Origin of the sequence: Georhizobium sp. MAB10, assembly GCF_045012825.1 — a bacterium.
Classification (GTDB): Bacteria; Pseudomonadota; Alphaproteobacteria; order Rhizobiales; family Rhizobiaceae; genus Georhizobium; species Georhizobium profundi.
Genome location: NZ_CP118314.1, coordinates 2,221,799 through 2,235,363 on the forward strand (window position 1 = coordinate 2,221,799; position 13,565 = coordinate 2,235,363).

At 63.2% G+C, this 13,565-nt stretch carries 11 protein-coding genes; 8 read left to right on the forward strand and 3 right to left on the reverse strand.

Going from position 1 to position 13,565, the window contains the following annotated elements:
- The first annotated feature begins 211 nt into the window (after positions 1-211).
- The gene (gene dksA, locus PU133_RS10355; protein ID WP_126010056.1) at positions 212-631 is read left to right on the forward strand and encodes an RNA polymerase-binding protein DksA; all 420 of its coding nucleotides are present in this window, start codon (positions 212-214) and stop codon (positions 629-631) included.
- Between the two features lie 135 nt (positions 632-766).
- A complete protein-coding gene (locus tag PU133_RS10360) occupies positions 767-1,582 on the forward strand; it encodes an alpha/beta fold hydrolase (RefSeq protein ID WP_404861662.1) in 816 nt (271 codons plus the stop codon).
- Between the two features lie 23 nt (positions 1,583-1,605).
- Here PU133_RS10360 and PU133_RS10365 read toward each other — a convergent pair whose 3' ends face one another.
- Positions 1,606-2,385, reverse strand: coding sequence for a flagellar biosynthetic protein FliO (locus PU133_RS10365; RefSeq protein ID WP_404861663.1), 780 nt, complete (start codon positions 2,383-2,385; stop codon positions 1,606-1,608).
- A gap of 315 nt (positions 2,386-2,700) precedes the next feature.
- Here PU133_RS10365 and cckA point away from each other — a divergent pair, with 315 nt between their 5' ends.
- The 4 genes from cckA (at position 2,701) to PU133_RS10385 (ending at position 7,394) form a co-directional block, all read left to right on the forward strand.
- On the forward strand, positions 2,701-5,292 hold the full coding sequence (gene cckA / locus PU133_RS10370) for a cell cycle histidine kinase CckA (protein ID WP_404864503.1): 2,592 nt from the start codon (positions 2,701-2,703) through the stop codon (positions 5,290-5,292).
- Between the two features lie 219 nt (positions 5,293-5,511).
- Positions 5,512-6,000, forward strand: coding sequence for a PAS domain-containing protein (locus tag PU133_RS10375; RefSeq protein WP_404861664.1), 489 nt, complete (start codon positions 5,512-5,514; stop codon positions 5,998-6,000).
- A 108-nt stretch (positions 6,001-6,108) separates the two neighbouring features.
- Positions 6,109-6,774 (forward strand): OmpA family protein, encoded by a 666-nt coding sequence (locus PU133_RS10380; protein ID WP_404861665.1) that lies wholly within the window; start codon positions 6,109-6,111, stop codon positions 6,772-6,774.
- A gap of 146 nt (positions 6,775-6,920) precedes the next feature.
- The gene (locus tag PU133_RS10385; RefSeq protein WP_404861666.1) at positions 6,921-7,394 is read left to right on the forward strand and encodes a hypothetical protein; all 474 of its coding nucleotides are present in this window, start codon (positions 6,921-6,923) and stop codon (positions 7,392-7,394) included.
- 82 nt (positions 7,395-7,476) lie between these two features.
- Here PU133_RS10385 and PU133_RS10390 read toward each other — a convergent pair whose 3' ends face one another.
- A complete protein-coding gene (locus tag PU133_RS10390; RefSeq protein WP_404861667.1) occupies positions 7,477-8,400 on the reverse strand; it encodes a pseudouridine-5'-phosphate glycosidase in 924 nt (307 codons plus the stop codon).
- Between the two features lie 32 nt (positions 8,401-8,432).
- A complete protein-coding gene (locus tag PU133_RS10395; protein WP_404861668.1) occupies positions 8,433-9,383 on the reverse strand; it encodes a carbohydrate kinase family protein in 951 nt (316 codons plus the stop codon).
- A gap of 211 nt (positions 9,384-9,594) precedes the next feature.
- Between PU133_RS10395 and recA the strand changes: the two genes are divergently transcribed.
- Positions 9,595-10,680: a recombinase RecA gene (gene recA / locus PU133_RS10400; RefSeq protein WP_404861669.1), complete on the forward strand. Its 1,086-nt coding sequence runs from the start codon at positions 9,595-9,597 to the stop codon at positions 10,678-10,680.
- A gap of 196 nt (positions 10,681-10,876) precedes the next feature.
- Entirely contained in the window at positions 10,877-13,540 is a 2,664-nt protein-coding gene (gene alaS / locus PU133_RS10405) for an alanine--tRNA ligase (RefSeq protein WP_404861670.1), read from the forward strand.
- Positions 13,541-13,565: the final 25 nt, after the last annotated feature.

The following is a 13,565-nucleotide window of genomic DNA, read 5'->3' on the forward strand; positions in this document are numbered from 1 at the left end:
CAGAGGCAAGCGAGGATCGTTGGGCGACCTCTCGTGTGGTGGGCAGAATTCAATTGGTTTATGAGGCGATGCGAAAATAACGAAGTGAATTGAGGCATTTAAGTGGACGCGAATCGCACGCTAATGTGAAAAACGGCAAATCTTTTGCGCTTGCGAGCAGTTTTCTCAGTGGCTATACAGCGGCCCAGCCAACGGTTCGGGGAGATTCGTGGTGGGTGAGAAGATCGACCTTTCTTCCTATGTTCCCTCCGAGGACGAGGAATTCATGAACGTCAAGCAACGGGCCTATTTCCGGGCCAAACTCGTTGCCTGGCGAAACGACATTCTCCGCGAAGCGCGCGAGACCCTCGACAATCTGGCCGAGGAAAATGCCAATCATGCCGATATTGCCGACCGCGCTTCTTCGGAAACGGATCGGGCCATCGAACTCCGTGCGCGCGATCGCCAGCGCAAGCTGATCTCGAAGATCGATGCAGCATTGCAGCGGATCGATGAGGGCACTTACGGTTATTGCGAAGAGACCGGCGAGCCGATCAGCCTGAAGCGGCTGGACGCACGTCCAATCGCGACATTGTCGATCGAGGCCCAGGAGCGCCACGAGCGGCGCGAGAAGGTCTATCGTGACGAATAGGTAGGAGCCGCCGGCGCTGTGGCGCCTGCGGCTTTGAAGCGAGACCTGGACTAGTCTCTCACACTTTAGTGCTTCACACTTCGTGGAACTGTGACGCACAGCTGCGCATTCGTCTCCTGAACAAAGGAGGCGCTTATGCCGATGATCAAAACCCGCGACAATACGCAACTCTACGTCAAGGACTGGGGCGAAGGCCGTCCGGTCATTCTGATGCATGGCTGGCCGCTCTCGGCCGACAGCTGGGACGACCAGGCTTTCGCGCTGGCCGAAGCGGGCTTCCGCGCTATCGCGTATGACCGCCGCGGCTTCGGGCGCTCCGAGCAGCCGTGGTCAGGCTACGACTACGACACGCTTTCCGACGATCTGGCCGACGTGATGGCGGCGACCGGAGCAGAAGATGCCGCGATCATCGGGTTCTCGATGGGCGGCGGCGAGGTGGCGCGTTATATGTCACGCCATGGCGGCAAGGGTGTGAAGCAGGCGGGGCTGATCGCCTCGGTGGTGCCCTACATGCTTCAGACCGATGACAATCCGAACGGCGTACCGCAATCGGTCTTTGATGAAATGACCGCCGGCATGAAGGCGGACCGCGCGGAATTCTTCGCGGATTTTCTCGAGGACTTCTTCGGTGCGGAAGAAAACGATGTGAGCGATGAGCGGCTGCATTGGGCCTGGGGCCTGTGCATGCAGGCCGGCCTTCGCCCGACGCTTGCTTGCGCGAAAGCGTTTGCGACGACCGATTTCCGGCCGGACCTTGCGGCATTCGAGGTGCCGACGCTGATCATCCACGGCACGGCCGACGAGACGGTGCCAATCGACGCATCGGCCCGCGAAGCCGTGAAAGGCATCCGCAATGCGGAGCTCAAGGAATATGAGGATGCGCCGCATGGCCTGTTCGCCACCCATGGGGACGAACTGACCGACGACCTCATCGCGTTCCTGAAAGGCTAAGGATCAAGCAAACGGATGTAAGCTCAGCGGCGCTCGGGCTTCATCTCACCAAGAAGACGGGCCATCTCCTCTTGCAGGGAGGTGGCCTTTTTCTGTTGCGGGGTCATTTCCTGAGGGGGCTCGATGGAGGGGATCGATGCCTTGGCGCGCTCGGCCGCATCCTTGTCGAGAGTGACGAAAGGCGTGACCTTGACGGGGCGATTGCGTTCCATCTCGGCGGCGAGCACGGCGGAGAATTCGGCCTCGTCGAACGGATTGCCGGCTCTGACGCCTTCGACCCGTGGCTCCTCCGCTGAATTTGCGGACGGCTGAGCGAAGCGCTCTGCGGGGAAATGTTTCGGTGCGGCTGCAGCGGCAGGTGCGACAGGGGCAGTTGCGACAGGGGCAGGTGCGGGCATTTCAGGGGCTCGGCGTACCGGCTCCCCAGTCGTTGAAGCGGCCTTCTGCCCCTCGGCTTCTTTCGATGGGCCCCAATCGGTTTCGATGGACGGTGCTTGGGCCGATCCGCCTATGCCGCTTTCAACCACGACATCGGCCGGGCCGCCGATCAGGATCAGGTGCTCGACATCGTCGCGCCGGATAAGGACGATGCGCCGCTTGGTGTCGACCATGGCGCTTTCCACCACTGCAAGGCGGCTTTCACGGCGCCCACGGCCGCCCAGTCCCGTGACCGGCGCGCCGCTGCGCATGCGATAGATCCAGTAGACCACGACAAGTGCGAGAAGTGCGATCGAAACGGCCAAAATTGCCGTGACCAGCGCGCTGCCGCGCTCGTCGAGCATTCCGGAAAACAGTCCATCCATAGTCTCAGCACTCCGTTTGCCGACGGCGCTCCGGCTCACCACGGCATCAGCCAAAAGGGGATGGCATGCCGGGAAACCTTGACGCCGCTTATCTTTAGCAGTTGGTCATTGACGGCGGTAAGCCTCGATCATGGATATTTCGCGATATTCCCCCGACAATCGCGCGCGAATCATGCGGGCTTTCATGACTTTCGGCAGGGGGATGGCTATGGTCCGATCCGGTACACGCCGACTGGCTGGAACGCCCCTGCGTTTCGAGCGAGACGACCGAGGCCTTGCGGCCACATCTGACACTGCCCGATCATGAGGACTGGAATGGCCAATAAGAGTGGGGGCGAACCCTATCCGAGCCCGATCGTGGACCGGGCTGCCAGTCCCAGGACGCTGATGCGGCTGTTCCTGCTGGCGGGTGTCCTGATCGCGGCTGCCATCGCCTTCGTGTTCCTGCGCGATGCACTGAGCCCTTCGATCGTGCTCGGGCTTCTCGGCTTTCTGTCGCTGCTGGGGATATTCTTCATCGTCTCCTCCATGATCGGCTTCATCCAGGTGATGCCGCACAGAAGCTCCGATCCGCTGGCGCGCAGCTTCGTCGACGGGCAGGCGGAAGGCACGCTGATCACCGACCGCAAGGGTCGCGCGGTCTATGCCAATGCGGCCTATGGCCAGCTCACGGGCGCGAAGAAGGCAGCGGACGTCCAGTCGGTCGAGGCGCTTTTGTCGCGCAGCAAGGAATCCTCCGAAGCCGTTTACCGGCTGACGAACGTGCTGCGCGAAGGTCGCCACGGGCAGGAAGAATTTCGCCTGACACGGGCGCTCAACCCGGCATCGGGTGCGGTGGGCGCACGCTGGTACCGGCTGAGCGGCCGGCCGCTGGTGCTGGAAGAAAGCCAGAGCGAGAAGCTTTTTGCCTGGCAGCTTTGCGACATCACGGCGGAGCGGGAAGAGCAGGAGCGCTTCTTCAAGGACCTTCAGCACGCGATCGACTATCTCGATCATGCCCCGGCGGGCTTCTTCTCGGCGGGGCGCAAGGGCGACATTGTCTACATCAACGCCACGCTCGCCGACTGGCTCTCGATCGACCTAACGAAGTTCCGGCCCGGATCGCTGACGATCGCCGAGATGATTGCCGGCGAAGGCATGGCGCTGATTGATTCGGTTCAGGCCGAGCCCGGCCGCAACAAGACCGCAACGCTCGACCTCGATCTGCGCAAGACAAATGGTCAGAGCGTGCCGGTGCGTCTCGTGCACCGTGTCTCGGCCACGCGCGACGGTGCACCCGGCGAAAGCCGGACGATCGTTCTGGCGCGCAATGGCACCGAGGGCAGCGATCATTCCGCGGCAACGGCGGAAATGCGCTTCACGCGGTTCTTCAACAACACGCCGATGGCGATCGCGTCCGTCGACGGTGACGGGCGGATCCTGCGCACCAACGCGCCGTTCCTCAAGATGTTCTCCGGGCTCGTAACCCGCGACGATCTGGAAAACGGCGCGCGCTTCGAGACGGTGATCCACGACAATGACGTGACATCGTTCAAGGCAGGGCTTGAGCAGGCGCGTGACGGGCAAAGCGATATCGCGGCCGTCGATACGCGCCACCCGAACGATCCGGCGCGGCATTTCCGGCTCTATGTGAATGCCGTGATCGACCACGCGGAATCGCGCGAGGAAGCGGCGATCATCTATGTCGTGGAGACGACCGAGCAAAAAGCGCTCGAAGAGCAGATGGCTCAGACGCAGAAGATGAATGCGGTCGGCACGCTCGCCGGCGGCATCGCGCATGATTTCAACAACGTGCTGACGGCCATCCTGCTTTCGGCCGATCACCTGCTTCTGTCGCTTCGGCCATCGGATGCGAGCTTCGCCGATTTGATGGAGATCAAGCGCAACGCCAATCGCGCGGCCGTGCTGGTGCGCCAGCTGCTGGCATTCTCGCGCAAGCAGACGATGCGGCCGAGCGTGCTTTCGATGACCGACGTGATCGGGGATCTGCGCATGTTGATCGACCGGCTCACCGGAACGAATGTGAAGCTTGCCATAGAATACGGGCGCGATCTCTGGCCGGTGCTGACCGATCTGGGGCAGTTCGAGCAGGTGCTGATCAACCTTGCGGTCAATGCCCGCGACGCCATGCCCAAGGGCGGCACGGTGACGATCCGCACCCGCAACATCGGTGCCGACGAGGTCGGCAAGCTGAATTACCGCGGGCTCGAGGCACAAGACTGCGTGCTGATCGAAGTGGCGGACGAGGGCACCGGCATTCCGCCCGAGATCATCGACAAGATCTTCGAGCCGTTCTTCACCACCAAGGACGTGGGCAAGGGCACCGGTCTCGGGCTCTCGATGGTCTACGGTATCGTCAAGCAATCGGGTGGCTACATCTATCCGATCTCGGAAGTGGGCAAAGGCACAACGTTCCAGATTTTCTTGCCGCGCCATATCGAGGTACCGGTGGAGGCGACGGCAGAGGGCGAGGCTGCGGCAGCTGTGGTGCCCGTGGCCGCGCCACAGGCGCCGAACGCCGAGCGCGTGGATTTGACGGGCAGCGCCGTGGTGCTGCTCGTGGAAGACGAGGAGGCGGTGCGCCGCGGTGGCAAGCGCATGCTGGAGACGCGCGGCTATACGGTGCACGAGGCCGCATCGGGCGTCGAGGCGCTGGAGATCATGGAAGAGCTCGGCGGCGCGGTCGACATCGTCGTTTCGGACGTCGTGATGCCGGAAATGGACGGGCCGACGCTGCTGCGCGAACTGCGCAAGGACTATCCCGACCTGAAATTCGTGTTCGTTTCCGGCTATGCGGAGGAGGCCTTTGCGAAGAACCTGCCTGCGGACGCGAAATTCGGCTTCCTGCCCAAGCCATTCTCGCTGAAGCAACTGGCGATCACGGTGAGCGAAACGCTGAGTTCGTAGCCGGCATCGCAGCGGCACACATGACGTGAACGCCGCCACGCTTGCCGACCGGGATTTTGTACTTTAGTGCATTGGACACAATTTCCGTGTGCATAGCTTTCTAGAAATTCTTGCCCGACGGGCGTTTTGCCAAGTAGCGTCAGCGTACTTCCTGCGGTGAGGCGCCCAATACTGCCTTTGCGGCAAGGTGTGGGCTGCAAAGATTTGAACGGGCGATTCATGGATGATCCGGCGCTTTCCGGCCGTGAGACGATGAAGACGGACGATGCGCTGGCGCTGCTGGCCGCATTTGTCGGTCGCAACGACTGTTCGCCCGGCTCCCCCGTGATCGAGGTGCTGTGCAGTCTGCCTTTGTCAGGCGTATGGAAATCGGAGCTCGCCTCCGGGCTGCTCTTCTGGTCGCCTGCCGTCTTTGACATCTACGGGTTCGAGCAGGCGGAGGGGCCGATCAACTTTTCCCGCGGCATGGGCAGCTATCATCCCGAAGATCGCGAGCCGTTGTTCGAGATGATCGACCGTGCAACCCGCGACCGCCATGGCTTCTCCTTCAATCTGAGGATCAAGCCTGGGCACGCGACCGACGATGACGATGGCTGGATCTTCATCCGGACCGAGGCACGGTTCCATGTCAACGAGCAGGGGCTGGACGAGATCTACGGCAGCGTCGGCATTTCCGGATCGGACAAGCGTTTCATCCGCACGGCCTGAATGGCGCCATGTTTGCAGGCTTCCAAGGCAAATGGCCTTCGTGTTGACGCGAATCCCCCATTCAGTTCTAACGATCACCATTCGACATATTCCTGGAGAGGACCCATCATGACCCGATCAGCATTCAGGCTGCGGATTGCGGCCGCCGGCATGGCCACGGCGCTGCTTGCCGGTTGTACGGCCGACCCCTTCACCGGTCAGCAGCAGCTGTCCAACACGGCCGGCGGTGCCATGCTGGGTGCTGCGGCAGGCGCCGGTCTCGGCCTTCTAGCCGGTGGCGACGACCGCCGCAACGCGCTTCTCGGAGCCGGCATCGGGGCGTTGGCCGGTGGCGCGATCGGCGGCTACATGGACAACCAGGAAGCACGCCTGCGCGCGCAGCTGCAGGGCACCGGCGTTTCGGTAACCCGCAATGGCGACAACATCATCCTGAACATGCCGTCCAACATCACCTTCGGCACGAACGAAGCGAGCGTTCGCCCGGACTTCTATTCGACGCTGAATTCGGTCGTTCTGGTTCTGCGCGAGTTCGACCGCACGCTCGTCGACGTTCTCGGCCACACCGACAATGTCGGTTCGGCGAGCTACAACCTCGATCTGTCGCAGCGGCGCGCCCAGTCGGTTCTCGGCTATCTGACGTCCCAGGGCCTTGATCCGCGTCGCTTCCAGGCACAGGGCTTCGGCTTCAACCAGCCGATCGCCGACAACTCGACCGAGGCCGGCCGCGCCGCAAACCGTCGCGTCGAAATCCGGATCGTTCCGATCCAGGGTTGAAAACCCGACACGTGATTCCCGGCCCGGTCACTATGCCGGGCCGGCGTTCACCATAGAGGTGGATGAGCGGTCCCCAGCCGCTTGAGATCTATGGTTTTTCGCTGAATTCGGCGTATTCTGAGAAAGTTTTCTGGGGGACTTTCAACATGAACAGGATTTATTGGGTTTTCGCGTTTCTGGTTCTATCCGGCGGGAGCGCCTTGGCGTGTCCGGACTATGCCAAGTCCGGCGATACTTACGAGCTGACGGGGTCCGAACTCTACTCCGTGCACAAGTACAATGTGCGCGCCGGTGGCAACATCAACATCGAGAAATGCAGCAATGTTACGCCGCAAACCGACCGTGGGCGCGGCTACGTGACCGAAGCGCCGGACTTCACCTTCAATTTGAGCGGCATGGGTAAATACACCCTGACCGTATCGGTCGAGAGCGATTGCGACAGCGTGCTGCTGGTCAACACCGCGTCTGCCGGCTGGTACTATGACGACGACGACAACGGCAATCTCGATGCCAAGGTCAACCTGACGCGCCCGTCGGACGGATGGCTTGACGTTTGGGTGGGCACCCATGACGGCGCTGTCTGCGACGCGATGCTGTCGATGGAAACCTTCGACCGCTGATAGAGGGCGTCAGTCATTCACAAAGCCGAGCGATCCGCGAGCCGGGTCGCTCGGCTTTGCCGTGGCCGCGCGACGAGACCGTTCAGGCAGCGAGGGCAACCGCGATGCGCGTGGCGAGACGGACATTGGCCTTGACCAGCGCGATGTTGGTTTGAAGGCTCTTTCCGCTGGTGATGTCGACAAGTTCGGAGAGCAGGAACGGCGTTACGGCCTTGGCGCTGACGCCGGCTTTTTCGGCGCGGCCCATGGCTTCGCGGATATGCGCTTCCATGACATCGCGGGCGATCTCGTCTTCGACCGGCACGGGATTGGCGATCAGCATGCCGCCGGTAATCCCCATGGCGGCGCGGACCTTCTGAAAGCGCGCAATGGCGTCCGGCGTGTCGAGGCGCAGCGGCGACTTCAGGCCGGATTCGCGCGACCAGAAGGCGGGAAACACGTCCGAGCCGAAGGTGACGACGGGCACGCCACGGGTTTCGAGCACTTCGAGCGTCTTCGGCACATCCAGGATGGCCTTGGCGCCAGCGGAGACGACGATGACACCGGTGCGCGCAAGCTCGTCGAGATCGGCGGAGATGTCGAAGCTGGTTTCGGCACCGCGATGCACGCCGCCGATGCCGCCGGTGGCGAAGACGCCGATGCCGGCATGGGCCGCGGCGATCATGGTGGCAGCGACCGTGGTGGCGCCGGTGCGGCCTTCAGCCAGCGCGAAGGCGAGATCGGCGCGCGAGAGCTTCATGGCATCCTTGCGGAGCGCGAGCGCGGCCAGGTTCTCATCCGATAGGCCGACATTGAGGACGCCATCGATGACTGCGATCGTCGCCGGCGTCGCGCCTTCCTCACGCACGATGGCTTCGACGGCACGGGCCATTTCGAGATTGCCGGGATAGGGCATGCCGTGGGTGATGATGGTCGATTCCAGCGCCACGATGGGCTTGCCGGACGCCCGCGCCTCGGCGACATCCGGGGCATAGGTGACAAGGCTGGCGTCGTTCTTCGGGCTCATCTTTGGCTTCTCACGGCTTGGGTCTGGATCGATCAGCGCTTCAGATGCAATGGATCGATCGGGGGCACAAGAGCAAGGCGCGCCCGCACGGCATCGAGCGTCAGCTCCGGTGGTGCCGGCTCGGCGCTTTCGACGGCGAGCGAGGCGGCGGCGACGCCATAATGGCAGGCCTCGATGAAAGGCAGGCCGGGCTGAAGAGCTCCGAGCGTGGCGGCAGCAAGCGCATCGCCGGCGCCCGTGACATCGACGATGGTGCAGCCTTCGATCGCGGACAAGAGGAACGTCTGCTGCTGATCAAAGGCAAGTGCCGGGCCGCTGCCAGCCGTAACGATGGCGCGGGCTATGCCTGCAGAGCGCAGCTGCTCGGCCTGCGCCTGCCCATCCTCTGCAAGCGGGCCGACGAGCGCTTCGGCCTCGCGCCGGTTCATGAACAGGCAGGAGAGGGCGGAAAGCACCGGTTTCAGCCGCACGATCTTGGCCGGCGAGATGGCGATGGCGGACAAGGGGCGGCCTGCCTCGCCGCACCGCCGCGCCAGACGAGTAATCGTTGCCTCGGGAATATTGGCATCGACCAGCACCGCATCGGCATCAGCGATGGCATCGCGCAGGGTGCGGCGATCGCACTGGCGGGGCGAAAAGGCATCGTAAAGCGCCATGTCCGCGAGCGCGACGACGAGATCGCCCTGGCTATCGAGAATCGCCGAATAGGTGGGCGTTGCCCGATCGAGGAAGGTGATCGGCGTATCTTCGACGCCGGCATCGGCGGCTGCCCGGCCGACGGTCTCGCCAGCCGGATCGCCGCCGCGCGGCGCCACCAGCCGGACGGCATGCCCCAGCCGCGCGAGATTGCGGGCGGCGTTGAATGCGCCGCCGCCGGCCGTCTCCTCCCAATGCCCGGGATTGCTGGCGTGAAGATGCAGCGCGCCCTTCACCTGGCCGCGCCGATCGAGATGCGCACCGCCGATGACGAGGAATCGGCTCATCGGCAATCGGCCTTCGACATGGGCGACGCGTGGCCTGGTATCGTTTTGCGTTTCATGCTGATCATGCGCGGAACAATCCGGGAATAGACAGAAGATAAAGATGCAAATTCAGTGCCTTAGAAAGCGCTTGCCAAACGAGAACAAAATGGGTACAAACGAGAACAGAGGGCACGTTTGCCTGTCCGGCTCGAATAACCTAAAGGTGGAACATATGGCACAGAACTCGCTGCGGCTCGTAGAGGACAATTCGGTGGACAAAAGCAAGGCTCTCGACGCGGCGCTCTCTCAGATCGAGCGCGCGTTCGGCAAGGGTTCGATCATGAAGCTCGGTTCCAACGAGCAGGTGGTCGAAATCGAAACGGTACCGACCGGCTCGCTCGGGCTCGATATCGCACTCGGCGTTGGCGGACTGCCGAAGGGCCGTATCATTGAAATCTATGGCCCTGAAAGCTCGGGCAAAACGACGCTCGCACTGCACTGCGTGGCGGAAGCGCAAAAGCGCGGTGGCATCTGCGGCTTCATCGATGCCGAGCACGCGCTCGATCCGGTGTATGCCCGCAAGCTCGGCGTCGATCTGGAGAACCTTCTGATTTCGCAGCCGGACAATGGCGAGCAGGCGCTGGAGATCACCGATACGCTGGTTCGCTCGGGTGCAATCGACGTGCTGATCATCGATTCGGTTGCGGCGCTGACACCACGCGCCGAAATCGAAGGCGAGATGGGCGACAGCCTGCCGGGCCTTCAGGCGCGTCTGATGAGCCAGGCGCTGCGCAAGCTGACGGCATCGATTTCCAAGTCGAACTGCATGGTCATCTTCATCAACCAGATCCGCATGAAGATCGGCGTCATGTTCGGCTCGCCGGAAACGACGACGGGCGGCAACGCGCTGAAATTCTATGCGTCGGTGCGCCTCGACATCCGCCGCATCGGCTCGGTCAAGGACCGCGACGAGACCGTCGGCAACCAGACCCGCGTCAAGGTCGTGAAGAACAAGATGGCGCCGCCGCTGAAGGTGATCGAATTCGACATCATGTATGGCGAAGGCATCTCCAAGACCGGCGAGCTGATCGATCTGGGCGTCAAGGCCGGGATCGTCGACAAGTCCGGCTCCTGGTTCTCCTATAACAGCCAGCGTCTGGGGCAAGGCCGCGACAACGCCCGCCAGTTCCTCAAGGACAACCCCGACACGGCCCGCGAGATCGAGACGGCGATTCGTCAAAATGCCGGCCTGATCGCGGAGAATTTCTTCGATGACGGCCTGCCGGACAACGACACGGACGACGCCGCGGCCGGTTGACGGCGCGCGGTCTTCCAATCCTTTCGTGGCGATCGATTTGCGGCGGGCCCATCCGGGTCCGCCGCACTCCGTTTCGGGGAGCTGCAAAGCGCGCATTGGCAATGCTGGACAGGGTTTGAGACGAACGATAAAAGCCGGACACACAAAGGCTGGCGGGACGATCGGGGCCGGCCGAATAGCAGCAAAAGGGCGTTTCATGAGCGGCGTAAACGACATCCGCAGCGCATTTCTGGACTTCTTCAAGGCCAATGGCCATGAGGTGGTCAGCTCGTCCCCGCTTGTGCCGCGCAACGACCCGACATTGATGTTCACCAATGCCGGCATGGTCCAGTTCAAAAACGTCTTCACGGGGCTTGAGCAGCGGCCGTATTCCACGGCAGCGACCGCGCAGAAATGCGTGCGCGCCGGCGGCAAGCACAACGACCTCGACAATGTCGGCTATACGGCCCGTCACCACACCTTCTTCGAGATGCTCGGCAATTTCTCCTTTGGCGACTATTTCAAGGAACAGGCGATTACGCTTGCCTGGAACCTGATCACCAAGGATTTCGGCATCGACGCCAACCGGCTTCTGGTGACGGTGTACCATACGGATGACGACGCCTTCGCGCTCTGGAAGAAGATTGCGGGCCTGCCGGACAGCCGCATCATCCGCATCGCTACCAACGACAATTTCTGGGCGATGGGCGATACCGGTCCCTGCGGGCCGTGCTCGGAAATCTTCTACGACCATGGCGACCACATTCCTGGCGGACCTCCCGGATCGCCCGACGAGGATGGCGACCGCTTCATCGAGATCTGGAACCTCGTCTTCATGCAGTTCGAGCAGCTCGCGAGCGGCGAACGTATCGAACTGCCCCGGCCGTCGATCGATACGGGCATGGGCCTGGAGCGCGTGGCGGCGCTTCTGCAGGGCAAGCACGACAATTACGACATTGACCTGTTCCGCGCGCTGATTGCCGCTTCGGTCGAGGCGACGGGCGTGAAGGCGGAAGGCGACAAGCGCGCAAGTCACCGCGTCATTGCCGATCATTTGCGGTCGTCGGCGTTCCTGATCGCCGACGGCGTGCTGCCTTCGAACGAAGGTCGCGGCTACGTGCTGCGCCGTATCATGCGCCGCGCGATGCGCCATGCGCGGCTTCTCGGTGCGCAGGATCCGCTGATGTACAAGCTTCTGCCAACGCTCGTTTCGGAAATGGGCCGGGCCTATCCGGAACTCGCCCGTGCTGAAGGCCTGATCTCCGAGACACTCAAGCTTGAAGAAACCCGGTTCCGCCGCACGCTCGATCGCGGCCTGATGCTGCTGGACGATGCGAGCGCCGATCTGTCGTCCGGCGACCGGCTGGATGGCGAGACGGCGTTCAAGCTTTACGACACCTACGGCTTCCCGCTGGATTTGACGGAAGATGCGCTGCGTCTTCGCGGTGTCGGCGTCGACACCGAAGGCTTCACCGCAGCGATGGCGCGCCAGAAGGCCGAAGCCCGCGCGGCGTGGTCCGGGTCGGGCGATGCGGCGACGGAACGAGTGTGGTTCGAACTGCGCGACCGCACCGGCGCTACCGACTTTCTCGGCTATGACACCGAGCAGGCCGAAGGCATCGTTGCGGCGCTCGTGCGCGACGGCCAGGAGATCGAAACTGCCTCTGCCGGCGAGGCCGTCGAGCTCGTCGCCAACCAGACGCCGTTCTATGGCGAATCCGGTGGCCAGATGGGCGATACGGGCACGATCGCCGGTGAAGGCTTCGTCATTGACGTTACCGACACGCAGAAGAAGGGCGAGGGCCTGTTCGTTCATATCGGGATGGTGCGCGAAGGCAGTGTGACGCGCGGCAAGGACATCGTCCTGACGGTGGACCACAAGCGCCGCTCGCGGCTGCGGCAGAACCACTCGGCGACACACCTGCTGCACGAAGCGCTGCGCGAAGTGCTGGGTACCCACGTCGCGCAGAAGGGTTCGCTCGTGGCGCCGGAACGGCTGCGCTTCGACATTTCGCATCCGAAGCCCATGAGCGCCGAGGAAATCGCGCGCGTGGAAGAGATGGCGAATGCCATCATCGTGCAGAACGCGCCGGTGACGACGCGGCTGATGGGGGTGGAGGATGCCATTGCCGAAGGGGCGATGGCGCTTTTCGGCGAGAAGTATGGCGACGAGGTGCGTGTCGTGTCGATGGGCACGGGTATCGAGGGCGCCAAGGCCGGTAAGCCTTATTCGGTGGAGCTTTGCGGCGGTACCCATGTGAGCGCGACCGGCGATATCGGCCTGGTGCGGGTCGTGGGCGAGGCGGGCGTGAGCGCCGGCGTGCGGCGGCTCGAGGCGCTGACGGGCGAGGCGGCACGGGCTTACCTCGCCGAGCAGGACGAGCGCGTGCGCCGCATTGCGGCGAGCCTCAAGGTTCAGCCGGCCGATGTCGTCGAACGCGTCGAAGCGCTGATGGACGAGCGCAGGCGGCTCGAACGCGAGCTGGCGGACGCAAAGCGCAAGCTCGCTCTCGCCGGTCCCGGTGGTGGTTCGAACGGCGGTGAAGCGCGCGAGATTGCGGGCGTCAAATATCTCGGCCGCGTCGTTACGGGTGTGGAGCCGAAGGCGCTGAAGGGCCTGGCGGATGACGGGAAGAAGGCGCTCGGCTCGGGCGTCGTCTGCTTCGTTGGCGTCAGCGACGACGGCAAGGCGAGTGTCGTCGTGGCCGTGACCGACGATCTGACATCCACGCGCAGTGCCGTCGACCTCGTGCGCGTTGCTTCCGCATCGCTCGGCGGTCAGGGCGGCGGCGGCCGGCCGGACATGGCGCAGGCGGGCGGACCGGACGGCACGCGCGCCGAAGCGGCGATCGAGGCCGTTGCCGAAGCCCTGGCGGCCTGACGAGCAGCGCAGCAGCGTGGACCGG

Bases quoted from the DNA above. Each gene is read 5' to 3' on its own strand.
- recA (WP_404861669.1), top strand. From the start codon at position 9,595: ATGGCACAGAACTCGCTGCGGCTCGTAGAGGACAATTCGGTGGACAAA.
- PU133_RS10395 (WP_404861668.1), bottom strand. From the start codon at position 9,383: ATGAGCCGATTCCTCGTCATCGGCGGTGCGCATCTCGATCGGCGCGGC.
- PU133_RS10390 (WP_404861667.1), bottom strand. From the start codon at position 8,400: ATGAGCCCGAAGAACGACGCCAGCCTTGTCACCTATGCCCCGGATGTC.
- PU133_RS10365 (WP_404861663.1), bottom strand. From the start codon at position 2,385: ATGGATGGACTGTTTTCCGGAATGCTCGACGAGCGCGGCAGCGCGCTG.
- alaS (WP_404861670.1), top strand. From the start codon at position 10,877: ATGAGCGGCGTAAACGACATCCGCAGCGCATTTCTGGACTTCTTCAAG.
- PU133_RS10360 (WP_404861662.1), top strand. From the start codon at position 767: ATGCCGATGATCAAAACCCGCGACAATACGCAACTCTACGTCAAGGAC.
- PU133_RS10375 (WP_404861664.1), top strand. From the start codon at position 5,512: ATGGATGATCCGGCGCTTTCCGGCCGTGAGACGATGAAGACGGACGAT.
- PU133_RS10385 (WP_404861666.1), top strand. From the start codon at position 6,921: ATGAACAGGATTTATTGGGTTTTCGCGTTTCTGGTTCTATCCGGCGGG.
- cckA (WP_404864503.1), top strand. From the start codon at position 2,701: ATGGCCAATAAGAGTGGGGGCGAACCCTATCCGAGCCCGATCGTGGAC.
- PU133_RS10380 (WP_404861665.1), top strand. From the start codon at position 6,109: ATGACCCGATCAGCATTCAGGCTGCGGATTGCGGCCGCCGGCATGGCC.